Raw genomic sequence first — 22,670 nt, forward strand, 5'->3', positions numbered from 1 at the left:
ATAGCGACGGCGCCGCTCCGGCGCGACCGCCTTTTTTGGCTTGCTTGTGGCCCCGGCGGGCGCCGATTACACTCACGCGAATTTTCAGGGGCGGGCGGCCCCGGCGCCGATATCGTCACCGCAGCCGCGCCCTACGGGATGCTTTCGATGACTGTCGCCTCTACTTCCCCCACCTCCCGCGCGAGCGCGCAACGCGGCTATGCCGGCCGTGCCCTGCTCGCGGCAGTGCTTGGCTACGCGATGGACGGCTTCGACCTGCTGATCCTCGGCTTCATGCTGCCGGTCATCGCCGCGGACCTGCATCTTTCCTCCGCCCAGGCGGGCTCGCTCGTCACCTGGACGCTGATCGGCGCGGTGGCGGGCGGCATCGTCTTCGGCGTGTTGAGCGACTACTTCGGTCGGGTTCGGATGCTCACGTGGACCATCCTGATCTTCGCGGTGTTCACCGGTCTGTGCGCGCTGGCGCAAGGCTATACGGATCTGCTCGCTTACCGGACCGTTGCCGGTCTCGGACTCGGCGGGGAGTTCGGCATTGGCATGACGCTCGTCGCGGAGGCCTGGCCGGCGTCGCAGCGGGCGCGGGTGTCGTCGTACGTGGGGCTGGGCTGGCAACTGGGCGTGCTGGCCGCCGCACTGCTGACGCCGCTGCTGTTGCCGATCATCGGCTGGCGCGGCATGTTCGCGCTGGGACTCGTGCCTGCGGTGGTGTCGTTCGTCGTGCGGCGACGCGTCGAGGAGCCGGCGTTGTTTGTCGAGCGTGCGGAACACGCGCGGCATACGCGGCACGCAGGACAAGGCGGCACCGCACGCAAGCTGCCGCTCAGGCGTCTCGTGGCCGACGCACGCACCGCGCGCGCGAGCGTCGGTGTGGCGATTCTCTGTTCGGTGCAGAACTTCGGCTACTACGGCCTGATGATCTGGCTGCCCAGCTATCTGTCTAAAACCTTCGGCTATTCGCTGACCAAATCCGGCTTGTGGACCTCCGTGACGGTGCTCGGCATGGGCCTCGGCATCTGGCTGTTCGGCATCGCAGCCGACCGCTTTGGCCGCAAGCCGACCTTCCTGTTCTATCAGGCGGGCGCGGTCGTGATGGTGTTTGTCTACGCACACCTGAGTACGCCGTTCGCGCTGTTGATCGGCGGCGCCGTGATGGGCGTGTTCGTCAACGGCATGATCGGCGGTTACGGCGCGCTGATTTCCGAGTTGTATCCCACCGAGGCGCGGGCCACTGCGCAAAATGTTCTGTTCAACATCGGGCGTGCCGTGGGCGGTTTTGGGCCGGTCGTGGTCGGTGCGCTGGCGGCGCGGTATTCGTTCGGTGCCGCGCTCGCGCTGCTTGCCTCGATCTACCTGCTCGACATTCTCGCGACGCTTTTCCTGATCCCCGAACGTCGTGGCGCCGCACTCGACTGAGTGATCCGCTTCACGCCTGTGCGAACTGTCGTGACAGCGCCGGACACCGCTGTGCGATGACGCGCCGCAGCATTGCGGCGACCTGCGCCGTGCGCGATCAAGTCCTTGTTTCGCCGATGGTTAGCGCATCTAAAGGTCACGCGTAATGGCCCATGCGGGGTGTACACTAACTCCCCCGCAAAAGCTCTGTGCCGTCTTGCCAACCGCTCAGGTTCGACGCGGCGCCTAACCGGCGCAAGCGAAAACCGCTGCAGTCGATTACCCATTCGATTCATGCAAGCGAGGCACACGGCACGCTGGGCCGGGCCCAAGCGGGCCGCGCCCAATTTACTTACGTCTCGCAGGCCAAAAAATGGACGAACAACTGAAGCAAAGCGCTCTCGCGTATCACCAGAATCCGAAGCCCGGCAAGATTTCGGTCACGCCGACCAAGCCTCTGTCGAACCAGCTCGACCTGTCGCTCGCGTACTCGCCGGGTGTCGCCGCAGCCTGCATGGCGATCTACGAGGAACCGCTCGACGCGCAAAAATACACCTCGCGCGGCAACCTCGTGGGCGTGATCACGAACGGCACCGCCGTGCTCGGTCTCGGCAACATTGGCCCGCTCGCGGCCAAGCCCGTGATGGAAGGCAAGGGGTGTCTGTTCAAGAAGTTCGCCGGTATCGACGTGTTCGACATCGAACTGTCCGAGACGGATCCGGACAAGCTGGTCGAAGCCATTGCGATGCTCGAGCCGACCCTGGGCGGCATCAACCTGGAAGACATCAAGGCGCCGGAATGTTTCTACATCGAGAAGAAGCTGCGCGAGCGCATGAAGATTCCGGTCTTCCACGATGACCAGCACGGTACCGCGATCATCGCTTCGGCGGCGATCCTGAACGGCCTGAAGGTGGTCGGCAAGAAGCTCGAAGAAGTGAAGCTCGTTTGCTCGGGCGCAGGCGCTGCGGCAATTGCCTGTCTGGACCTGCTGGTGCACCTGGGCCTCTCGAAGAAGAACGTGCTGGTCGCGGATTCGAAAGGCGTGATCTACGAAGGGCGCGGCAATCTGGATCCGTCGAAGGAGCGCTACGCGGCGAACACCGATGCGCGTACGCTCGGCGACGCGATTCGCGGCGCCGACGTGTTCCTCGGCTGCTCGAGCGCGGGCGTGCTGAAGCCGGAAATGGTGGTGGAGATGGGCACCCAGCCGCTGATCCTCGCACTGGCGAATCCAGAACCGGAAATCCGTCCGGAAGAAGCGAAGAAGGTGCGCCCGGACGCGATCATCGCCACGGGCCGTTCGGACTATCCGAACCAGGTCAACAACGTGCTGTGTTTCCCGTTCATCTTCCGCGGCGCGCTCGACGTGGGCGCGACCACCATCACGGAAGAGATGAAGCTCGCCTGCGTGCGCGCCATCGCGGAACTGGCCGAAGAAACCGACCAGGGCGACGAAGTGGCGAAGGCCTATGAAGGCCACACGCTCGAGTTCGGCCCGGACTACCTGATCCCGAAGCCGTTCGACCCGCGCCTGATCATCAAGATCGCGCCGGCCGTCGCGCAGGCCGCGATGGACTCCGGCGTGGCGACCCGTCCGATCAAGGACATGGAAGCCTACCGCGAAGAGCTCGGCACCACCGTCTACCGTACCGGCATGGTGATGCGTCCGGTGTTCGCCGCGGCGAAGTCGGCGCCGGCGCGCATCGTGTTTGCGGAAGGCGAGGACGAGCGCGTGCTGCGCGCGGCGCAGTTCGTATTGCTGGAGAAGATCGCCAAGCCGATTCTCGTCGGCCGTCCGGCAGTGATCGACATGCGTCTGAAGAAGATGGGCTCGAAGCTCAAGTGCGGCGAGGACTTCGAGATCGTCAATCCGGAAGACGATCCGCGCTATCAGAAGTGCTGGCAGGAATACCACGAGATCGGTGCGCGCGAAGGCGTCACGCCGGAAGTCGCGAAGGCGGCGCTGCGCAAGTTCAACACGCTGATCGGCGCGATCCTCGTGCGTCTGGGTGACGCGGACGGCATGATCTGCGGGATGATCGACACGTACCAAAGCCATCTGAAGTTCGTCGACCAGGTGCTCGGCAAGGCCGAAAACGTGCAGAACCTGGCGGCGATGAATCTGCTGATGCTGCCGGGCCGCAACCTGTTCATCTGCGATACGTACATCAACGAAGTGCCGACCGCAGAGCAGCTCGCCGACATGACGGTGCTGGCCGCCAGCGAGATCGAGAAGTTCGGCATTACGCCGAAGGTCGCGCTGCTGTCGAACTCGAACTTCGGCAGCGTGCCGTCGGCTTCGTCGCAACGGATGGCCGAAGCACGCAAGCTGATCGTGCAACGTGCGCCTGAGCTCGAAATCGACGGTGAGATGCATGGCGATGCCGCGTTGTCGGAGATGGTCCGCAAGGCGGCGTTCCCGGGCACGAAGCTCACGGGCGAGGCGAACCTGCTGATCATGCCGAACGTGGAAGCCGCGAACATCACGTACAACCTGCTGAAGATGATCGGCGGCGAAGGCGTGACGGTGGGGCCGTTCCTGCTCGGTTCGGAGAAGCCGGTACATATCCTGACGCCGGCGGCAACCGTGCGCCGGATCATCAACATGACGGCAGTGGCCTCGGCCAATGCGCGGGTGCGGGTGAACGCGGAGTAGCGCTTCCTATTGCATCTGATGCAGGTAGCGTCGCGTTGCGGCGCTTGCAGACGGCAAGCAAAAACGCCACGGAACGGGAACGGGTGTTGTTCGTGGTGGGCGGCAGTGCCGCCCGTTCCCGCGCATGAGTCGTGTGCGTAGGCCACATGCAAAAAAGGCGGCTGTCCTTACGGGCAGCCGCCTTTTCCATTTCCATCTACCGCATCGTCAAACCGCGAGGATAATCGCCGCTCAGGCCGCGTGCTGTGCCTGATCGCCTTGCGGGGAGCGCCAGCGAGCCAGCAAGCCCTGCCACTTCACGCGCACACCCTTCAGGTTGTTTTCCTTCACGTGTCCGTAGCCACGGATACCGTCAGGCAGGTTCGCGAGTTCGACGGCCAAGGCGTGCTTTTGCGCGCTCAACCCGCCGATCACTTCACGCACCAGCGCCTCGTACTCGCCGATCAGCGCCCGCTCGGTGCGACGTTCCTCCGTCTTGCCGAACACATCGAACGCGGTGCCGCGCAGGAACTTGAGCTTCGCGAGCACGCGCATGGCGCTGAGGATCCACGGTCCGTACTTCTTTTTGATCAGATGACCGTGCGCGTCCTTCTTCGAGAAAGCCGGCGGTGCAAGGTGAAGGTTGACCTTCCAGTCGCCCTCGAAACTCGCCTTCAGTTTTTCGATGAACGCGGGATCGGCGTACAGGCGTGCAACTTCGTACTCGTCCTTGTAGGCCATCAGCTTATGCAGGTTCTTCGCCACCGCTTCGGTCAACGGCAGTTGACCGTCGCCCATGTCGAGCGCGGATTCCGCCACCCGCACCTGCGCCACGAGTTCGCGATAGCGCGCCGCGTAGGCGTCGTCCTGCCATGCGGTGAGATACTCGGCGCGCTTGTCGATCAGCGTGTCGAGTGCCTTCGGCGTATGCAGCGAGATGATCTTGCTGGTGGTCGTTTCAGCAGCAGCGCCGCTGCGCCCCTGCGACTGCGCAAGCTTGCGCACCAACGCGAGGTCGTGTGCGGCACGGCGGCCCCATTCGAAGGCCGCGCGGTTTTTCTCGACCTGCACCGCGTTCAGTTCGATCGCGCGCATCAGCGATTCGTACAGCAGCGGTACCCAGCCTTTTTGCCACGCATAGCCCAGCACGAACGGGTTCGTGTAAATCGCATCGCCGAGTAGCGCGACGGCAAAATGATTGGCGTCGATTGCATCGACCCCGGTGTCGCCCGCACCCAGACGCACGTCGGACTCCGCGTCGGCGCCGGGGAATTGCCAGTTCGGGTTCTTGATGAAAGCGGCGGTCGGCGTATGCGCGCTGTTCAGCACGACGCGCGTGCGTCCCACCTGCATCCGCGAGACGCATTCGTCGCTGGCCGTGACGATGGCGTCGCAACCGATCACCAGACTCGCTTCACCCATGGCGATACGCGTCGCGTGGATGTCGGCGGGTTGCTTCGCGATCTGCACGTGGCTCATCACGGCGCCGCCCTTCTGCGCGAGGCCGGTCACGTCCAGCACTGTCACACCCTTGTTCTCGAGGTGGGCCGCCATACCAAGCAGCGCGCCGATCGTCACGACGCCTGTGCCGCCCACACCAGTCACGAGCACGCCATACGGCCGCTCGATCGACGGCAACTCGGGCGCCGGCACCGGCGGCATGGCATCGGCCGTCGCGCCTGACGACGCTTTGGGCTTGCGCAGCTGTCCGCCTTCGACCGAGACGAAGCTCGGACAAAAGCCGTTCACGCACGAGAAATCCTTGTTGCAGGTGGATTGGTTGATCTGGCGCTTGGTGCCGTATTCGGTATCGAGCGGCTCGACCGACAGACAGTTCGACTTCACCGAGCAGTCGCCGCAGCCTTCGCAGACGGCTTCGTTGATCACCACACGGCGCGCCGGATCCGGATAGGTGCCGCGTTTGCGGCGGCGGCGTTTTTCGGTGGCGCAGGTCTGGTCGTAGATCAGGATCGACGTGCCGGCAATGTCGCGCAGCGCGCGCTGCACGTCGTCGAGCTGGTCGCGGTGATGGATCGTGATGCCCGGCGCGAGACCGACGTTTGCGTTGTACTTCTCCGGCTCGTCGGTGACGATCACGATCTTCGTCGCGCCCTCGGCGGCGAGCTGATGCGTGATCTGCGGCACGGTCAGCACGCCGTCGACCGGCTGGCCGCCCGTCATGGCCACGGCGTCGTTGTAGAGAATCTTGTAGGTGATGTTCGCCTTCGACGCGATCGCCGCGCGAATCGCCAGCAGCCCCGAGTGGAAGTAGGTGCCGTCGCCGAGGTTGGCGAACACGTGCTTGTCGTTGGTGAACGGCGCCTGGCCGATCCACGCGACGCCTTCACCGCCCATCTGGCTGAAAGTGCTGGTGCTGCGGTCCATCCACACGGTCATGTAGTGGCAGCCAATGCCGGCCATCGCCCGCGAGCCTTCCGGCACGTTGGTCGACGTGTTGTGCGGACAGCCGGAGCAGAACCACGGCTTGCGCTCCACTTCCACGCGCGGCCGGGCCAAGGCCTTTTCCTTCGCTTCGATCACGGCAATCCGCATGGCGATGCGCGCGCGCACGTCGGACGGCAGGTCGAACTTGTCCAGACGCGTGGCGATCGCCTTGGCGATGATTGCCGGCGACAGTTCGTAGTGCGCCGGCAGCAGCCAGTTGCCCATCGGCACCGACCATTCGCCGCCCGCGCCGTCCTTCTCGTCGAACTTGCCGAACACGCGCGGACGCTGTGCGTCGGGCCAGTTGTACAGCTCTTCCTTGATCGCGTACTCGAGAATCTGACGCTTTTCCTCGACCACCAGAATTTCTTCGAGGCCGCGGGCAAACGCGTGCGCGCCTTGCGCTTCGAGCGGCCACACGCAGCCCACCTTATAGAGGCGAATGCCGATGCGCGAACAGGTTTCGTCGTCGAGGCCGAGGTCGGTCAGCGCCTGACGTACGTCGAGATAGGCCTTGCCGCCGGTCATGATGCCGAAGCGCGCGTTCTGCGAGTCGATCTCCACGCGGTCGAGCTTGTTGGCGCGGACGTAGGCGAGCGCGGCGTACCACTTGTAGTCGAGCAGACGCGCTTCCTGCACCAGCGGCGGATCGGGCCAGCGGATATTCAGGCCGCCGTCGGGCATGACGAAGTCTTCCGGCAAGACGATCTTCGTGCGATGCGGATCGATATCCACCGAAGCCGACGATTCCACCACGTCGGTCACGCACTTCATGGCGACCCACAGGCCGGAATAGCGGCTCATCGCCCAGCCGTGCAGGCCGAAGTCGAGATATTCCTGCACGTTCGACGGGAACAGCACCGGCAGGCCGCACGCCTTGAACATGTGTTCGGACTGATGCGCGAGCGTCGAGGACTTGGCGGCATGGTCGTCGCCGGCGAGCACGAGCACGCCGCCATGTTGCGCCGAACCGGCCGAATTGCCGTGCTTCAGGACGTCGCCCGAGCGGTCGACGCCGGGCCCCTTGCCGTACCACATCGAGAACACGCCATCGTATTTGGCGTTCGGATACAGATTGACCTGTTGCGAACCCCACACGGCGGTGGCGGCGAGGTCTTCGTTGACGCCGGGCTGGAACACGACCTGGTGTGCGGCGAGGTGCTGCTTCGCCTTCCACAGCGATTGGTCGAGACCGCCAAGCGGAGACCCGCGATAGCCGGAAATGAAACCGGCGGTATTCAGCCCTGCAGCCTTGTCGCGCTCCTGCTGCAGCATCGGCAGACGCACGAGCGCCTGAATACCGCTCATGTACGCGCGACCGCGTTCGAGCGTGTATTTGTCGTCGAGCGTGACGGAATTTAGCGCGGCATCGAGCGAGGCTCGCTGACCAGCGTCTAGCGGGGCATTCATTATGTGTACTCCTCCACCCTGTTTGGGATCACCAAAACTTGTTGGCCTCGGCATCTTGTGGATGCCCGGACCGGGGTCGCAATATTGACGTGTTTTGAGGGATGGTAGCACTGGGAGAAACCCGCCGCATGGCACCAAAAGTGCCGTCATGCAGCGCGCATTTCAGGCGATTGGCGATGCGGTGAGTGACGCCGTGATGACGGCACGTCGCCGAATTGAAAACTTTTCGTTGATTCGTGTAACAAGCTGTAAAAGCTTCAAACTTGCGGAACCGCACTTGAAAAGCCTGTCTAACCACCCACCTGTGCACGTGTCTGCGCAACGCTCCGCGGTTGGTGGAGCTTCACGACAACAGGCTGTTAGACAAGGAGTACGCATGAACACCAGAAACATCCAGACCTTCCTGATGGTCTCGGCAGCATTTTTTGCCATGAGCGCGCCGGTTCGCTCGAGCGGCGCGAGAACCCTCGCGAACGCGGTCGCCCACACCGCGCAAGTTGCGCCGGTGAGCCTCGCTTCGGAACGCATCACATTGTCGAGCGAGTCCGACGAGGACGAACAGGCTTCCTGATGAATCGCTGAGGCGATTTGTCGGCCCATTCCTTGCCGTCGCCCGAAACCAGGCGGCGGCGCAAACGACGAAGGGCGGAGATCGTAAGATCCCCGCCCTTTTCTATTGGCGCGGCGTTTGGCGCGGCGTCTTCCGCCGCGCCGGGTTCAGCGTGATGCCGAGGCTTTACGCCTTGTCCTGCACAACACCGCGGCGAATCTGGTCCAGCTCGATCGATTCGAACAATGCCTTGAAGTTGCCTTCCCCGAAGCCCTGATTGCCCTTGCGCTGAATGATCTCGAAGAAGATCGGGCCAATCTGGTTTTCGGTGAAGATCTGCAGCAACAGGTCTTCGGGCGCGCCGTCGATCAGGATCTTGCGCTTGCGCAGTTCGTCGAGCGGCTCGCCGTGATTCGGCACGCGGCGATCGACCAGCTCGTAGTACGTGTCGATCGTATCGAGCAGCGAGATCTTCGCTTCGCGCAGTCCGTCGACCGTGCGATAGATGTCGTTGCTGCCGAGTGCGATGTGCTGGATGCCTTCGCCGTGATACGCGTCGAGGTATTCCTGGATCTGGCCGGCCGTTTCCGACCCTTCCTCGTTGATCGGAATGCGGATCTTGCCGCACGGCGAAGTCATCGCCTTCGACTTCACGCCCGTCACCTTGCCTTCGATGTCGAAGTAGCGCACTTCGCGGAAGTTGAACAGGCGCTCGTAGAACTCCGCCCACTCCTGCATGCGGCCGCGGTGCACGTTGTGGGTCAGGTGGTCGATATAGGTGAGGCCGTGGCCGACCGGGTTCGGGTTGGCGCCGGGAATCGGCACGAAGTCGACGTCGTAGATGCTGATGTCGCCGATGCTGTTCGGCTCCGCGCCGTTCTTGCCGCGCCAGCGGTCGACGAAATAGATCAGGGAATCGCCGATGCCCTTGATCGCCGGGATGTTCAGCTCCATCGGGCCGGTTTTGTTGTCGAAGCCCCATGCGCCTTTTTCGAGCGCCTGTTTGTACGCCTTGGCGGCGTCCTGCACGCGGAAGGCGATGGCGCAGATCGACGGGCCGTGCAGGCGCGTGAAGCGCTGAGCGAACGAATCCGGTTCGCCGTTGACGATGAAGTTGATCTCGCCCTGGCGATACAGCGTCACGTCCTTGTGACGATGCCGCGCGATCGCGGTGAAGCCCATCTGTTCGAACAGTTTGCCGAGCGCCTTGGGATCCGGAGCGGTGTACTCGATGAACTCGAAGCCGTCGGTGCCGACGGGGTTGTCCCAGGTTTGAACCTGCATGTCTGTCTCCTGATGCCTGATGGGGATGTACGCGATGCGCGATGGAATGACGCAAGTGTAAAGGCCTGTGTGAGGCAAAAACTTGCGAACTTAATCGTGCTTGCGTAGGCTGGCGCTACTTCATGGCTTAAATGGCCTATCGGGCGGCAGAAAATGGCTAATATCGAGATGGACGCGATCGACCGGCGGATTCTCACCATCCTGCAGGAGAACGGCAGGCTGTCGAATCAGGAGATTGCGGAGCGGGTGAACCTGTCGCCGAGTCCCTGTCTGCGGCGTATTCGCCGGTTGGAGGAGAGCGGGGTGATCCGTGGCTATGTGGCGTTGCTCGACGCACAGCGGCTCGGCCTCGATTTGCTTGCGTATGTGAATGTACGGCTGGAAAAACGCGGCGGGCCGACGCTCAGCCCGCCCGGCGACGGCACGCCTCTGCGGGCAGGCGCGACGCATGCGGATCTGTTTCGCGCTGCGGTGCAGACCTGGCCGGAGGTGGTCGCCTGCCACGCCATGACGGGGGATATGGATTACCTGCTACGCGTGCAGGTGGAGGATATGGCGCACTTTTCGCGCTTCGTGCAGGACCGCTTGCTGCACCATCCGTCGGTGATCGACGTGAAGTCGAGCTTTTCCCTCGAGACGTTCAAGGAGACCACGGCGTTGCCGATTTTGTGAGGCGACGAGGGCGCTGCTGCAAGGTGCGGCTGCTGCCGCACGGTTCGCTACCGCCACCGCTGCCAACTGCAGACACGGCTCCGGCTGGGCAAAAGCAAAAGGGCGGCCGAGCCGCCCTTTTGCTTGTTTGCTGCCCGGCGCCGCTTATGCAGCCACAGCCGCAGGCAGAAACGATTCGAAAATCCTGGACGCCTGACGCGCCTGGCGCTTCAACGCATAGTCGAACACGGCGGCCTGCTCCTGGAGCATTTCGGCGATGATGCTCGACTGGTCGGCCGGCGGCAGCGTCAGATAGGCGTCGGCTTCGCCGTACGCGTATTCGATCTTCATGCCGGCTTTCTTGGCAATGTGCATCATCGTCGAGTTACGCGACAGGCAATGCATATAGAGCGTCGTGACGTGCGTGTTGCGGCTGCGAATAGCGGCGCGCTCGAACAGCCTGCTGCCGATACCCTGGCCGCGCACGCTTTCCAGCACCGACACGCCGAACTCGGCCGTGCGCTTGTCGCCTTCCGCGGGCAGATAGGCGAGGTGGCCGACGCCGACCAGTTGCAACTGGTTGTCGAAGACGCCGAACACGGTGTCGCGGGTGAAATCGATGGCGCGCACGTAGTTTTCGATCACGTGGTCCGGCACGATCTGGCCGAAGCGCAGCAGACGGTCGTCTTCGGCCAGGGCGAGGAAGTGCGTCAGCAGGCGTTCGCGGTCGACCGCAGTCAGTTCCCGTACCAGGGCATGTGCACGACCGCCCGTTTGCAACAGGCGATCGGCTGTGACGATCGGCTCGGCGGCGCGAGTGGTAGGCGTAGTCATGGTTGGGTTCTCCTATTGATCAAGCGGCATGGTGCACCGCAAGGTCAATTCTATCGGAAACGCCATCCCATAACTAGGGAAAACCCGGATGTCAATTCGACGGTCCGTTCTATTTTGTTGCGAACCTATTTTTATATATTTGATTATTAACGATTATCTGTTTTGAATACGCAAGACTACGGCCTGTGGTCCCCAGGCCACGCTGAATGCTGCTGCGCAACAGGAGGAGGCTACTCGGCCGCCTTCAGCCCGTGATCGACCATCTCGACCACCTGCTCGGCAAATTCCCGGTAGCCCATGCGGCCGCCGGGTTTCAGCCACGTGAAGGTCCAGTTGATCATGCCGAACACCATCATTGTCAGCGCTGTCTGGTTTTCGCGGGTGGCGCGCTCGGGGTAGGCGCGCGTCAACTGGCGGGCAAACGCCGCCACGACGTCCCGCTGGCGGTTCAGGACGATCTCGCGCTGCGCGTCGACCAGGTATTTGACGTCGTTCAGCAGCGCAACATGCCGGCTGTGCGAGTTTTCATATTCGGAGAGAAACGCGCGGATCAGTTCGGCGAAGGTTTCGCGCTCGGTCAGCCCGCGCCGCTGGCTCGCGCCTTCCACCTCCGCGATGATCAGCATCAGCCGCTTCGTGTAACGGTCGAGCAGGTCGAACAGGATCGCTTCCTTGCTCTCGTAATAGTGGTACAGACGTGCCTTGGAGGTGCCGCTCGCCGCGGCCAGATCGGCCATCGAGGTGCTCGGATAGCTCGTCTGGGCGAACTTGGCCGCAGCCAGTTCGAGGATCTGATCGCGCTGGGTTTCGTGGTCGGGTGCGCGGGTGCGGGCCATGGTCCTTGGAATCCTTAGCTTGAGCAGGTGGAAAGGGCGGCGCGCAGCTCCAGCGCATGCCAGGCGGAGGCGTTGCCGCGCAGGCAGACGCGCCCGCCCGCGGCCAGTTCCCGAAAGCGCCAGAGTACGAGGCTGTCGCTGACCAGAAAGCCCAGTTCGGTGACCATCAGTTGCGCGGCGATCCGGGCGGCAGGTTGCCAGGCGTCGCTGGCGTGTTCGAGGATCAGCGCGTCCAGATCGCCGAAGGTGCCGCTGGTGAAGGTGTTGTCGCGCCAGCGGCGGGTCTCGCCGTTCGCCTGTTTGACCTCCTGCCATTCCAGGGCGAGGCGGCTGATGCGCAGCACCGAGATCGGCGCGACGTCCGCGAGCCGCGCTTGCAGGACGGCGGGAGCGAACATGCCGACCGACGTCGCGCGGTCTACCCGGCTATGGGCGGCGGCGCCGGGATCGGTGAGGTCGCGAATCGAAAGGCGGACCTCGTTCAGGCGCTGTGGGCTGTTGCGCAGGTGATAGCAGACTCGGCGCAGGGTCAACTGGTCGGCGGCGCTGTCGCCGTGCCAGACGACGACCTGGGTGTCCGCGGCCGCAACTTGCTCCAGCGCCGCGGCCTGCTCGCTGAATTCGCGCAGGAAATTTCGCGGTGCGCCATCGCGTTGGGCGCCGTCCATCACCCGTTGCCAGAACTCGGCGCGTACCTCGGGCGTGTCGTCGGCGCCGCGCAGCGGGCCGACCGCAAGGTCGTCGCGCAACGCCTGCACGGGATCGTCTCGACCTGCCTGTTGCAGGGCGGTACGCAGGGAGTCGGCGGCGACATCGCCGTTGGTCAGGTGGATCGTGCTCATCGACAGCTCGCAGGCAAATCAGTCACAAAAAAGGCCGCTTGGCGAGCGGAACCGGGTCCCGATCGCGAGCGGCCCTTAGTGTAAGCGGATCGCGGATGAGCTGAAAGCACTCAGGCGTGCATCGTGGAAGATAGGCGCCCGTATGTGGCTTAACGCTCGTCGTAGCTGACCACGACGCGGTCGCTGACCGGGTGGCACTGGCACGTCAGCACGAAGCCGTCGCGGATTTCGTGTTCTTCCAGCGTGTAGTTCTTTTCCATCCGCACTTCGCCTTCAAGCACCTTGGCGCGGCAGGTGCAGCACACGCCGCCTTTGCAGGCGTAGGGCAGCGCGAGCCCGGCCTTCAGGCCGACGTCCAGCACGCTCACACCCTGATAAGGCAGACGCAGCTTGCGTTTCTTGCCGTCGAGGACGATTTCGAGGTCGGCGGCCGGTGTGTCTTCGGTGATCTCGACAGGCGGAACCCCGGCCTGCGGCAACGGCGAGCCGAAGCGTTCGACGTGAATGCTTTCGTGCGGCACGCCCGCCGCCTTCAGTGCGGCCTCGGCGGCGTCCATCATCGGCGCGGGGCCGCAGATAAACGCTTCGTCGATGGTCTCGGCGGGCACCAGGTTTTCGATGAAGGCCGCGCACTTTTGTTGATCCAGCACGCCGTTGAACAACTCGACGTCCTGCAGATCGTCCGACAGCACGTGGTACAGCACGAACCGGTTCATGAAGCGGTTCTTCAGGTCTTCGAGCTCTTCGGCGAACATGATCTGATCGACGCTGCGATTGCCGTAGACAAGCGTGAAAGTGCTGCGCGGCTCGACTTCGAGCGTGGTCTTGATGATGGCGAGCACCGGCGTGATGCCCGAGCCGCCGGAAAAGGCGATGTACTGCTGGCCCTGGTCCGCGTTCAGGTGAGTGAAGAAGCGGCCGTCGGGCGTCATGACGTCGATGGTGTGGCCCGGTTGCAGGGTGTCGAAGGCGAAATTCGAAAAGCGGCCGCCCCGCACGCGCTTGATGCCGATGCGCAGTTCGCCGTCGCGATCGTAATCGGTGACGCCGACGCAGATCGAATACGAGCGGCGCGTCTCCTCGCCGTCGATGTGCGTTTTCAGCGTCACGAACTGGCCTTGCGTGAAGCGATACTGCTCGCGCAGTTCAGCAGGGACGTCGAAGGCGACTGAGACCGCATCGGCGGTTTCGGGCCGGACTTCGCGGATACGCAGGGGGTGAAATTGCGGGGTGGCCATATCAGTATGGTTTGAAGTAGTCGAAGGGTTCGCGGCAATCGAGGCAGCGGTACAGCGCCTTGCAGGCCGTCGAGCCGAACTGCGCGAGACGTTCGGTGTGAGCCGAGCCGCAGCGCGGGCAGGCCGGCGCCGGAAGCGCTTTAGGCACGAAGCGGATCACTTTCTCGCGTGGCGTAGCGGGCGGCTGCGGCGTTTCGCCGCCACAGTTGCCAGTAGGCGGGGCAATGCCGTAAGCGCGCAGTTTTTCGCGCGCGTCGGCGCTCATCCAGTCGGTGGTCCAGGCGGGGGCGAGCACGGTGGCGACCCGGTACGGCGCGAGTTTCGCCACTTCGAGCGCGTGCTCGACGTCCTCGGCGATTTGCGACATCGCCGGACAGCCCGAGTAGGTCGGTGTGATGACGACCTCGAGCACGCCGTCGGCGGCGCGGCGGACGTCGCGCAGAATGCCGAGCTCGCGAATCGACACCACCGGAATCTCCGGGTCGGGCACGCTTTCGAGCACCTCCCACGCGCGCTCGAGCGTGGGGTCGGTGGCGGTCGTGAGGTTCGCGGTCGAGGTCATTGCGAGGCTCCGGGGGTTACCAGCTTGCGCCGGGATGTTGCCGCGCGAGACTCTGCATTTCGGCGAGCATGTAGCCCATGTGCTCGGAATGCTCGCCATGCTTGCCGGCTGTGATGTGCTTCACCGGTTCCGGCAGCGAGAGCGTGGCTTCGTCGAGCGCGGCGCGCACGTCTTCCTCCCAGGCGGCTTGCAGATCGGCCGTCAGCGGACCGATGCCGGCCGCCGCGATGGTCTCCTCCACGGCATCCACACTAAAGAACTCGCGCGTGTAGGGCGTCAGATAATCGAGCGCGGCCTGTGCACGGCGATGCGATTCGTCCGTGCCGTCGCCGAGGCGAATCAGCCATTCGCGCGCGTGGTGAACGTGGTAGCGGGTTTCCTTGATCGATTTCGCTGCGATCGCGGCAAGCTGCTCGTCGCTCGAAGCCGTGAGCGCTGTCCACAGATGCGCCATCAGCGTCGCATACAGGAAGTTGCGCGCAATCGTGACCGCGTAATCCTTGTCCGCATGCGCGGTGCCGGCGAGCGGCCCGTAATGCGGCAACTCGGCGAGCGTGTAGTTGGCGAACTCGCGCTCGGCGCGGAAATACGCGTAGTCGTCCTCGCTCTTGCTTGCGCCGGTGAGCGTGTGCTCGAGCGTCGCGGCATGTGTGTACAGCAAGCGGGCCTGGCCGATCAGGTCGAGGCTCATGTTGGCGAGCGCAATGTCCTCTTCGAGGACTGGGCCGTGGCCGCACCACTCGGCGTTGCGCTGACCGAGGATCAGCGCGGTGTCCGCAAGGCGCAGAACGTACGAAAGATGTTGGGGCGTGATGTCCATGACGCTTACATGTGGTTGACTTCGTCGGGGAGCGTGTAGAACGTCGGATGGCGATAAATCTTGTCGCCGGCCGGTTCGAACAGCTCCGCCTTGTCCTGCGGATCGGACGCGGTGATCGCCGAGGACGGCACCACCCAGATGCTGACGCCTTCCTGGCGCCGCGTGTAGACGTCGCGCGCCATGCGCAGCGCCATCGGCGCGTCGGCCGCGTGCAGGCTGCCGCAATGCTTATGGTCGAGGCCCTGCTTGCTGCGCACGAACACTTCCCAAATCGGCCATTCCTTGTTCATTGACTTGTCCATTCTCGGATCTCCTGAATCTTTCGCTGCTGTTGCCGGGTGGCGCCGGCTAGTGCCGGATAGGTGATGGCTAATACCCGGCGTTACCTGGATTGAGCTGATCGCCGCGATGCTTACGCGGCTTGCTGCTGTGCGCGCTGACGCAGTTTTTCCGCGTGCGCGAGGGCGGCTTCGCGAACCCAGGCGCCGTCGTTGTGGGCTTTCACGCGGGTAGCCAGTCGCTCGCGGTTGCAGGGACCGTCACCGTTGACGACGCGCCAGAACTCTTCCCAGTCGATGTCGCCATAGTCGTGGTGGCCGCGTGCCTCGTTCCACTTCAGGTCCGGATCCGGCAGCGTGACGCCGAGCACCTTGGCCTGATCGACGGTGGCGTCGACGAATTTCTGGCGCAGATCGTCGTTGGAGATGCGCTTGATGCCCCATTGCGACGACTGGTTGCTGTGGATCGAGTCCTTGTCGCTCGGGCCGAACATCATCAGGACCGGCCACCACCAGCGGTTCACCGCCTGCTGGACCATCTCGCGCTGCGCTTCGGTGCCTTTCATCATGGACAGCAGCGCGTCGAAACCCTGGCGCTGGTGGAACGACTCTTCCTTGCAGATGCGGATCATCGCGCGGGCGTACGGTCCGTAGGTGCAGCGGCACAGCGGGATCTGGTTCATGATCGCCGCGCCGTCGACCAGCCAGCCGATCACGCCGACATCCGCCCACGTAGGCGTCGGATAATTGAAAATGCTCGAATATTTGGCTTTGCCGGCGTGCAGGGCGTCGATCAACTGGTCGCGCGATACCGCGAGCGTTTCTGCCGCGCTATATAGATAGAGGCCGTGGCCGGCTTCATCCTGGACTTTGGCGAGCAGGATCGCTTTGCGCTTGAGGCTCGGCGCGCGCGTGATCCAGTTGCCTTCGGGCAGCATCCCCACGATTTCCGAGTGCGCGTGCTGCGAGATCTGCCGCACCAGGGTCTTGCGATAGGCGTCGGGCATCCAGTCCTGCGGCTCGATCTTGCCGTCGGCGGCCATGATCGCGTCGAAACGCGCCTGCTCAGGCGAACTGGCGGCCGCGTCGAGTGGGGCGACGTTGCCGGGAATGTCGAGGGATTGCGTGTACATGGCGAATGCTCTCGTCCGAAGTTGTCTGTGTTCGGCAGTATAAACCAACCGACCGGTCGGTTAATGATTTTTTTGAGAATGATTTTGGGGTAGGTTCAGGCGCCAGAGATGAGTTACGGTGGAGGCCGGCGGCGACGTGCTGCGCGTCGCGCTTGCTTAATACAGGGGTGGAACAGAGATGACGGAGCGGATCTATTTGCGGCACCCGGCGAGGAATGAGACGGTCGAGATCAGGACCGGTTTCAGTTGGGCGGCTTTCCTGCTGGGTTTCGTCTGGGCATGGATGAAGAGAATGTGGCTTGTCGGGCTGCTGATGCTGGCGGCGGACCTGGCGATCGGCTTGATCGGCTTTGCAGGCCTGACGGCCGATGTCATCAGCCTCGCGCTCAGCATCCTGTTTGCGGTCTATTGCGGCATGAGAGGGAACCAATGGCATCGCCGCGATCTCGAGCGCAAGGGCTACGTGACCTTGGCGCAGCCTTGAAAACGGCGGGGTGGTTCGCTCTGCGTCGACGCGAAATGCACGCCGCAGACTTCCCGATCTCAGCCGTTGCTGCCCCTGGGGCTCTGCAGAACCTATAAAATCGCGGATTGGCTGCGATTGTGCGCCCTAGTATCCCCGGTCCCCATGTTACGTTTAAGTGAAATCAAACTCCCGCTCGATCACCCCGAGAGCGCGCTCGATGCCGCGGTTCTCGCGCGTCTAGCCGAGCTCGGCGTGGCGGCCGACGGGCTCGTCCGCTACGGCGTGTTCCGCCGTGCGCATGATGCGCGCAAGCGCGCCGATATCAAGCTGACCTATATCGTCGACGTCGAGGTGAAGGACGAAGCCGCGGCTTTGAAGCGCCTCGCGGGCGTGCCGCATTGCGGAGTGACGCCTGACATGGCGTATCGTTTTGTCGCCAAGGCGCCCGAGCATCTGGCCGGGCCGCGCCCGGTGGTGATCGGCATGGGCCCGTGCGGACTGTTTGCGGGCTTGATCCTCGCGCAGATGGGTTTCCGCCCCATTATTCTCGAGCGCGGCAAGGCCGTGCGGGAACGGACCAAGGACACCTTTGGCCTGTGGCGCAAGTCGGTGCTCAATCCGGAATCCAACGTGCAGTTCGGCGAAGGCGGCGCGGGGACCTTCTCCGACGGCAAGCTGTACAGCCAGATCAAGGACCCGCATCACTACGGCCGCAAGGTGCTCGACGAGTTTGTGAAAGCGGGCGCGCCGGAGGACATCCTTTATTTGAGCCGGCCGCACATCGGCACGTTTCGCCTCGTCAGCATGGTGGAGAAGATGCGCGCCACCATCCACGAGCTGGGCGGCGAAGTCCGCTTCGAGACGCGCGTCGAGGACATCGAGATCGAGCAGGGCAAGGTGCGGGCGCTGCAGTTGTCCACCGGCGAGACGCTGCCTTGCGACCATGTGGTGCTGGCTGTCGGACACAGCGCGCGCGATACCTTCGAGATGCTGCATAAGCGCGGCGTCTATATCGAAGCGAAGCCGTTTTCGCTCGGTTTTCGGATCGAGCATCCCCAAGGGCTGATCGACCGCAGCCGTTTCGGCAAGTTTGCCGGCCACAAGCAACTCGGCGCCGCGGACTACAAGGTGGTGCATCACTGCAGCAACGGGCGTGCGGTGTACAGCTTCTGCATGTGCCCGGGCGGCACCGTGGTCGCGGCGACTTCGGAGCCGGGCCGCGTGGTGACCAACGGCATGAGCCAGTACTCGCGGGCCGAGCGCAATGCGAACGCGGGGATTGTCGTTGGCATCACGCCGGACGATTACCCGGGCGGGCCGCTCGCCGGCATTGCGTTCCAGCGCCAATGGGAAGAGCGCGCGTTCCAACTGGGCGGCCGAAACTATTGCGCGCCGGGCCAGCGGGTGGGGGACTTCATTGCCGGGCGGCCGTCTACTTCGCTCGGTTCAGTCGTGCCGTCGTACAAGCCGGGCGTGACGCCGACCGACCTCAGCACGGCGTTGCCCGACTATGTCATCGAGGCGATTCGCGAAGCGCTGCCTCAGATGGACAAGAAGATTGCCGGTTTCGCCATGGACGACGCGGTGCTGACCGGGGTTGAGACGCGCACGTCGTCGCCGATCCGGATTCGTCGCAAGGACGACTACCAGAGCATGAATGTCGAGGGGCTTTATCCGGCCGGTGAAGGCGCGGGATACGCCGGCGGCATCTATTCCGCGGCGATCGACGGGATCGAAGTGGCACAGGCGTTGGCCCTGAGCATGACGTCGGGACGCGCTGGCTGAGTCCGCGGGAGGGGGCAGGGTTTGAGATCGCGGCCTTGGGTGCATTCGCCACCCGCTGCGGTCGATCGGGCACAATGGGCGCTTTGCCTCCAGCCCCTTTCCCCGAATGACCCTCCGTACTCTGGCCGCTGCGTGCGGCGCCGTCTTTCTTGCCCAATTCGCCCTTTCGCCGGCAGCCATTGCCGCCGATGCGCCATCGCGCTGGGTCGCGACGTGGGCCACTGCGCTCCAGTCCATTCCTCAGCAGGCCAATTTGCCGCCGCTGTACCGGGCACCGGATGTGGCCGGGCGGACGGTTCGGCAAATCGTCTATCCGACGCTGTCCGGTAATGCTGTGCGGATTCACCTCAGCAACGAATACGGCAAGGCGCCGCTCGTCGTCGAGGCGTTGCGCATTGCGCGCTCGGCGGGTGGGGCCGCGCAAAGCGACGGTGGAGTCGCCGTGACATTTGGCGGCAAGGAGTCAGTGACGCTTCCGCCCGGCGGCGAACTGGACAGCGACCCGGTTGCGCTCGAGATTGTCGCCGGGGCGCCGTACGCCATCAGCTCCTATATGGGGACGGAGCAACGCCTCGTGGCGTGGCACCGCGTGTCGAACCAGGTCAATTACGTTTCGCTGCCTGGCAATCACGCTGACGATGCGCTGTCCGGGGCCTTTCATCAGCGCTTCACGCAGTTTGCGTGGGTGACGGGTCTCTCAGTGGACGCGCCGTCTTCGGCCGCCGTCGCCGCGATCGGCGATTCGATCACCGATGGCATGCGCTCGAGCCTGAACGAGAATCACCGTTGGCCGGATGCCTTCGCGCGCCGGCTCGCGCGCGAAGGCATCCGGTCGACCGCGGTCGTCAATCTGGGCATTAGCGGTAACCGTCTGCTCAGCGATTCGCCTTGCTACGGCGATGCGCTCGTCAAGCGTTTCGGCCGGGACGTGCTTGAGCGCCCGGGGGTGAAGACGGCGATCCTGCTGATCGGCATTAATGACATCAACTTCTCTTCCATGCCGCCGCGGGCCGGATTGGATTGCGATTACCCGCATACGTCCGTGACGGCGGCTGATCTGATCGCAGGCTACCAGCGCGTGATTGCCGAGGCGCATCGTCATGGCGTCCGGGTATTCGGCGCGACGCTTACGCCTGCCGCGTTGCCGCAGCAGCGCGAAGGCATCCGGCTGGCGGTCAATCAGTGGATTCGGACGACCCGGACACTGGACGGCGTGGTCGATTTCGACGCAGCGCTGCGCGATCCGGCGCAGCCCGGCCGCCTGCGGCGCGGCTACGACAGCGGCGATAACATTCATCCAAGCGATGCGGGTTATGCAGCAATGGCCGACGCGGTTCCGCTGGATGCGGTAGTCAATTCGACTCGGAAATGACTCGCCAAAAAAACATTTCGGTCAAACCCTTGTCATATGGCTGATGTTCGCCTACTATTCGGCTCCTCGTTTGTAAACGAGTGCCGCTGCGGGAACCAGCGGCCGTAGCGTCAACAGGTTTTAAGCGAAAGCGAAAAAATGTTGTTGACGAGGCGAAAAAGATTCTTCATAATCTCGTTTCTCTGCTGCTGATGCAGCGACGCAGAACGAAGCGGTGCCGGGTAGTTGAAGTGCGGTGCCGGTTTGGTGGTGAATGCGGACTCGATCTTTAAAAATTAACAGCCGATAAGTGTGGGCGCTTGATGGCGACGCGGGTCAGGTTCTTCGGAATCTGGCATGAAGCGAAAGTATCAAGTCTCACACAGTATTAGAGGAAGGTTAGCCTGTTGAGAAACAGGCGTAATCATCGTCAGTACGTTGAGTGAGCGACCGGGTTCGAAAGAGCCCGAAAACAGTAACAGGAATTGAACTGAAGAGTTTGATCCTGGCTCAGATTGAACGCTGGCGGCATGCCTTACACATGCAAGTCGAACGGCAGCACGGGGGCAACCCTGGTGGCGAGTGGCGAACGGGTGAGTAATACATCGGAACGTGTCCTGTAGTGGGGGATAGCCCGGCGAAAGCCGGATTAATACCGCATACGCTCTACGGAGGAAAGGGGGGGATCTTAGGACCTCTCGCTACAGGGGCGGCCGATGGCAGATTAGCTAGTTGGTGGGGTAAAGGCCTACCAAGGCGACGATCTGTAGCTGGTCTGAGAGGACGACCAGCCACACTGGGACTGAGACACGGCCCAGACTCCTACGGGAGGCAGCAGTGGGGAATTTTGGACAATGGGGGCAACCCTGATCCAGCAATGCCGCGTGTGTGAAGAAGGCCTTCGGGTTGTAAAGCACTTTTGTCCGGAAAGAAATCATCCTGGTTAATACCCGGGGTGGATGACGGTACCGGAAGAATAAGCACCGGCTAACTACGTGCCAGCAGCCGCGGTAATACGTAGGGTGCAAGCGTTAATCGGAATTACTGGGCGTAAAGCGTGCGCAGGCGGTTCGCTAAGACAGATGTGAAATCCCCGGGCTTAACCTGGGAACTGCATTTGTGACTGGCGGGCTAGAGTATGGCAGAGGGGGGTAGAATTCCACGTGTAGCAGTGAAATGCGTAGAGATGTGGAGGAATACCGATGGCGAAGGCAGCCCCCTGGGCCAATACTGACGCTCATGCACGAAAGCGTGGGGAGCAAACAGGATTAGATACCCTGGTAGTCCACGCCCTAAACGATGTCAACTAGTTGTCGGGTCTTCATTGACTTGGTAACGTAGCTAACGCGTGAAGTTGACCGCCTGGGGAGTACGGTCGCAAGATTAAAACTCAAAGGAATTGACGGGGACCCGCACAAGCGGTGGATGATGTGGATTAATTCGATGCAACGCGAAAAACCTTACCTACCCTTGACATGGTCGGAACCCTGCTGAAAGGTGGGGGTGCTCGAAAGAGAACCGATACACAGGTGCTGCATGGCTGTCGTCAGCTCGTGTCGTGAGATGTTGGGTTAAGTCCCGCAACGAGCGCAACCCTTGTCCCTAGTTGCTACGCAAGAGCACTCTAGGGAGACTGCCGGTGACAAACCGGAGGAAGGTGGGGATGACGTCAAGTCCTCATGGCCCTTATGGGTAGGGCTTCACACGTCATACAATGGTCGGAACAGAGGGTCGCCAACCCGCGAGGGGGAGCCAATCCCAGAAAACCGATCGTAGTCCGGATCGCACTCTGCAACTCGAGTGCGTGAAGCTGGAATCGCTAGTAATCGCGGATCAGCATGCCGCGGTGAATACGTTCCCGGGTCTTGTACACACCGCCCGTCACACCATGGGAGTGGGTTTTACCAGAAGTGGCTAGTCTAACCGCAAGGAGGACGGTCACCACGGTAGGATTCATGACTGGGGTGAAGTCGTAACAAGGTAGCCGTATCGGAAGGTGCGGCTGGATCACCTCCTTTCTCGAGCTCACGTGTTCAAGTTGAGCGCTCACGCTTATCGGCTGTGAAAAAGACAGACTCAGGGGTCTGTAGCTCAGTCGGTTAGAGCACCGTCTTGATAAGGCGGGGGTCGATGGTTCGAATCCATCCAGACCCACCAC

Annotated in this window: 17 protein-coding genes, 1 tRNA gene and 1 rRNA gene; 9 read left to right on the forward strand and 10 right to left on the reverse strand. The window is 62.9% G+C overall.

Annotated elements, in window-relative coordinates:
- Window positions 1-147 precede the first annotated feature (147 nt).
- Both BUS12_RS32480 and BUS12_RS32485 read left to right on the forward strand, forming a co-directional pair.
- Window positions 148-1,413 carry an MFS transporter gene (locus tag BUS12_RS32480; protein ID WP_074301824.1) on the forward strand — a complete coding sequence of 422 codons (1,266 nt, stop codon included), beginning with the start codon at window positions 148-150 and terminating at the stop codon, window positions 1,411-1,413.
- Between the two features lie 352 nt (window positions 1,414-1,765).
- Window positions 1,766-4,048, forward strand: a complete 2,283-nt coding sequence (locus BUS12_RS32485) for an NADP-dependent malic enzyme (protein ID WP_074301395.1) — start codon at window positions 1,766-1,768, stop codon at window positions 4,046-4,048.
- A 231-nt stretch (window positions 4,049-4,279) separates the two neighbouring features.
- On the opposite strand, the gene BUS12_RS32490 is transcribed toward BUS12_RS32485, so the two are convergent.
- On the reverse strand, window positions 4,280-7,882 hold the full coding sequence (locus tag BUS12_RS32490; protein ID WP_074301396.1) for an indolepyruvate ferredoxin oxidoreductase family protein: 3,603 nt from the start codon (window positions 7,880-7,882) through the stop codon (window positions 4,280-4,282).
- A 376-nt stretch (window positions 7,883-8,258) separates the two neighbouring features.
- On the opposite strand from BUS12_RS32490, the gene BUS12_RS32495 reads away from it, so the two are divergent.
- Window positions 8,259-8,453, forward strand: coding sequence for a hypothetical protein (locus BUS12_RS32495; RefSeq protein ID WP_074301397.1), 195 nt, complete (start codon window positions 8,259-8,261; stop codon window positions 8,451-8,453).
- Between the two features lie 165 nt (window positions 8,454-8,618).
- Here BUS12_RS32495 and hppD read toward each other — a convergent pair whose 3' ends face one another.
- Window positions 8,619-9,716 carry a 4-hydroxyphenylpyruvate dioxygenase gene (hppD, locus tag BUS12_RS32500; protein WP_074301398.1) on the reverse strand — a complete coding sequence of 366 codons (1,098 nt, stop codon included), beginning with the start codon at window positions 9,714-9,716 and terminating at the stop codon, window positions 8,619-8,621.
- A gap of 153 nt (window positions 9,717-9,869) precedes the next feature.
- Between hppD and BUS12_RS32505 the strand changes: the two genes are divergently transcribed.
- Entirely contained in the window at window positions 9,870-10,388 is a 519-nt protein-coding gene (locus BUS12_RS32505; RefSeq protein ID WP_074301399.1) for an Lrp/AsnC family transcriptional regulator, read from the forward strand.
- Between the two features lie 144 nt (window positions 10,389-10,532).
- On the opposite strand, the gene BUS12_RS32510 is transcribed toward BUS12_RS32505, so the two are convergent.
- The 8 genes from BUS12_RS32510 to paaA all read right to left on the reverse strand — a co-directional run bounded on the left by BUS12_RS32510 (window position 10,533) and on the right by paaA (window position 16,910).
- A complete protein-coding gene (locus BUS12_RS32510) occupies window positions 10,533-11,201 on the reverse strand; it encodes a GNAT family N-acetyltransferase (protein ID WP_074301400.1) in 669 nt (222 codons plus the stop codon).
- Window positions 11,202-11,431: 230 nt separating this feature from the next.
- Window positions 11,432-12,037, reverse strand: a complete 606-nt coding sequence (locus BUS12_RS32515; RefSeq protein ID WP_074301401.1) for a TetR/AcrR family transcriptional regulator — start codon at window positions 12,035-12,037, stop codon at window positions 11,432-11,434.
- Window positions 12,038-12,051: 14 nt separating this feature from the next.
- Window positions 12,052-12,879 (reverse strand): DUF1835 domain-containing protein, encoded by an 828-nt coding sequence (locus BUS12_RS32520; RefSeq protein ID WP_074301402.1) that lies wholly within the window; start codon window positions 12,877-12,879, stop codon window positions 12,052-12,054.
- A gap of 149 nt (window positions 12,880-13,028) precedes the next feature.
- The gene (gene paaE / locus BUS12_RS32525; RefSeq protein WP_074301403.1) at window positions 13,029-14,117 is read right to left on the reverse strand and encodes a 1,2-phenylacetyl-CoA epoxidase subunit PaaE; all 1,089 of its coding nucleotides are present in this window, start codon (window positions 14,115-14,117) and stop codon (window positions 13,029-13,031) included.
- 1 nt (window position 14,118) lies between these two features.
- A complete protein-coding gene (gene paaD / locus BUS12_RS32530) occupies window positions 14,119-14,679 on the reverse strand; it encodes a 1,2-phenylacetyl-CoA epoxidase subunit PaaD (RefSeq protein WP_074301404.1) in 561 nt (186 codons plus the stop codon).
- A gap of 16 nt (window positions 14,680-14,695) precedes the next feature.
- Window positions 14,696-15,499 carry a 1,2-phenylacetyl-CoA epoxidase subunit PaaC gene (paaC, locus tag BUS12_RS32535; protein ID WP_074301405.1) on the reverse strand — a complete coding sequence of 268 codons (804 nt, stop codon included), beginning with the start codon at window positions 15,497-15,499 and terminating at the stop codon, window positions 14,696-14,698.
- 5 nt (window positions 15,500-15,504) lie between these two features.
- On the reverse strand, window positions 15,505-15,801 hold the full coding sequence (gene paaB / locus BUS12_RS32540; protein ID WP_367117672.1) for a 1,2-phenylacetyl-CoA epoxidase subunit PaaB: 297 nt from the start codon (window positions 15,799-15,801) through the stop codon (window positions 15,505-15,507).
- Between the two features lie 110 nt (window positions 15,802-15,911).
- Window positions 15,912-16,910, reverse strand: coding sequence for a 1,2-phenylacetyl-CoA epoxidase subunit PaaA (gene paaA / locus BUS12_RS32545; RefSeq protein ID WP_074301406.1), 999 nt, complete (start codon window positions 16,908-16,910; stop codon window positions 15,912-15,914).
- Between the two features lie 178 nt (window positions 16,911-17,088).
- On the opposite strand from paaA, the gene BUS12_RS32550 reads away from it, so the two are divergent.
- The 5 genes from BUS12_RS32550 to BUS12_RS32570 all read left to right on the forward strand — a co-directional run bounded on the left by BUS12_RS32550 (window position 17,089) and on the right by BUS12_RS32570 (window position 22,669).
- Complete coding sequence (locus tag BUS12_RS32550) at window positions 17,089-17,394, forward strand: DUF2628 domain-containing protein (protein ID WP_074301407.1); 306 nt, start codon at window positions 17,089-17,091, stop codon at window positions 17,392-17,394.
- Between the two features lie 144 nt (window positions 17,395-17,538).
- A complete protein-coding gene (locus BUS12_RS32555; protein WP_074301408.1) occupies window positions 17,539-19,161 on the forward strand; it encodes an NAD(P)/FAD-dependent oxidoreductase in 1,623 nt (540 codons plus the stop codon).
- A 106-nt stretch (window positions 19,162-19,267) separates the two neighbouring features.
- Window positions 19,268-20,533 (forward strand): SGNH/GDSL hydrolase family protein, encoded by a 1,266-nt coding sequence (locus BUS12_RS32560; protein WP_074301409.1) that lies wholly within the window; start codon window positions 19,268-19,270, stop codon window positions 20,531-20,533.
- A gap of 466 nt (window positions 20,534-20,999) precedes the next feature.
- Window positions 21,000-22,530 (forward strand): 16S ribosomal RNA (locus BUS12_RS32565).
- 62 nt (window positions 22,531-22,592) lie between these two features.
- Window positions 22,593-22,669: transfer RNA gene (locus tag BUS12_RS32570), tRNA-Ile, on the forward strand.
- Window position 22,670: the final 1 nt, after the last annotated feature.

The organism is Paraburkholderia phenazinium (assembly GCF_900142845.1).
Taxonomy (GTDB): Bacteria; Pseudomonadota; Gammaproteobacteria; order Burkholderiales; family Burkholderiaceae; genus Paraburkholderia; species Paraburkholderia phenazinium_A.

What these genes read in the sequence shown, in the direction of transcription:
- BUS12_RS32490 (WP_074301396.1), bottom strand. Translation starts at nt 7,882, where the DNA reads ATGAATGCCCCGCTAGACGCTGGTCAGCGAGCCTCGCTCGATGCCGCG.
- BUS12_RS32555 (WP_074301408.1), top strand. Translation starts at nt 17,539, where the DNA reads ATGTTACGTTTAAGTGAAATCAAACTCCCGCTCGATCACCCCGAGAGC.
- BUS12_RS32550 (WP_074301407.1), top strand. Translation starts at nt 17,089, where the DNA reads ATGACGGAGCGGATCTATTTGCGGCACCCGGCGAGGAATGAGACGGTC.
- BUS12_RS32485 (WP_074301395.1), top strand. Translation starts at nt 1,766, where the DNA reads ATGGACGAACAACTGAAGCAAAGCGCTCTCGCGTATCACCAGAATCCG.
- BUS12_RS32480 (WP_074301824.1), top strand. Translation starts at nt 148, where the DNA reads ATGACTGTCGCCTCTACTTCCCCCACCTCCCGCGCGAGCGCGCAACGC.
- BUS12_RS32510 (WP_074301400.1), bottom strand. Translation starts at nt 11,201, where the DNA reads ATGACTACGCCTACCACTCGCGCCGCCGAGCCGATCGTCACAGCCGAT.
- BUS12_RS32560 (WP_074301409.1), top strand. Translation starts at nt 19,268, where the DNA reads ATGACCCTCCGTACTCTGGCCGCTGCGTGCGGCGCCGTCTTTCTTGCC.
- paaA (WP_074301406.1), bottom strand. Translation starts at nt 16,910, where the DNA reads ATGTACACGCAATCCCTCGACATTCCCGGCAACGTCGCCCCACTCGAC.
- BUS12_RS32515 (WP_074301401.1), bottom strand. Translation starts at nt 12,037, where the DNA reads ATGGCCCGCACCCGCGCACCCGACCACGAAACCCAGCGCGATCAGATC.
- paaB (WP_367117672.1), bottom strand. Translation starts at nt 15,801, where the DNA reads ATGGACAAGTCAATGAACAAGGAATGGCCGATTTGGGAAGTGTTCGTG.
- BUS12_RS32505 (WP_074301399.1), top strand. Translation starts at nt 9,870, where the DNA reads ATGGCTAATATCGAGATGGACGCGATCGACCGGCGGATTCTCACCATC.
- BUS12_RS32520 (WP_074301402.1), bottom strand. Translation starts at nt 12,879, where the DNA reads ATGAGCACGATCCACCTGACCAACGGCGATGTCGCCGCCGACTCCCTG.
- BUS12_RS32495 (WP_074301397.1), top strand. Translation starts at nt 8,259, where the DNA reads ATGAACACCAGAAACATCCAGACCTTCCTGATGGTCTCGGCAGCATTT.
- paaC (WP_074301405.1), bottom strand. Translation starts at nt 15,499, where the DNA reads ATGGACATCACGCCCCAACATCTTTCGTACGTTCTGCGCCTTGCGGAC.
- paaD (WP_074301404.1), bottom strand. Translation starts at nt 14,679, where the DNA reads ATGACCTCGACCGCGAACCTCACGACCGCCACCGACCCCACGCTCGAG.
- hppD (WP_074301398.1), bottom strand. Translation starts at nt 9,716, where the DNA reads ATGCAGGTTCAAACCTGGGACAACCCCGTCGGCACCGACGGCTTCGAG.
- paaE (WP_074301403.1), bottom strand. Translation starts at nt 14,117, where the DNA reads ATGGCCACCCCGCAATTTCACCCCCTGCGTATCCGCGAAGTCCGGCCC.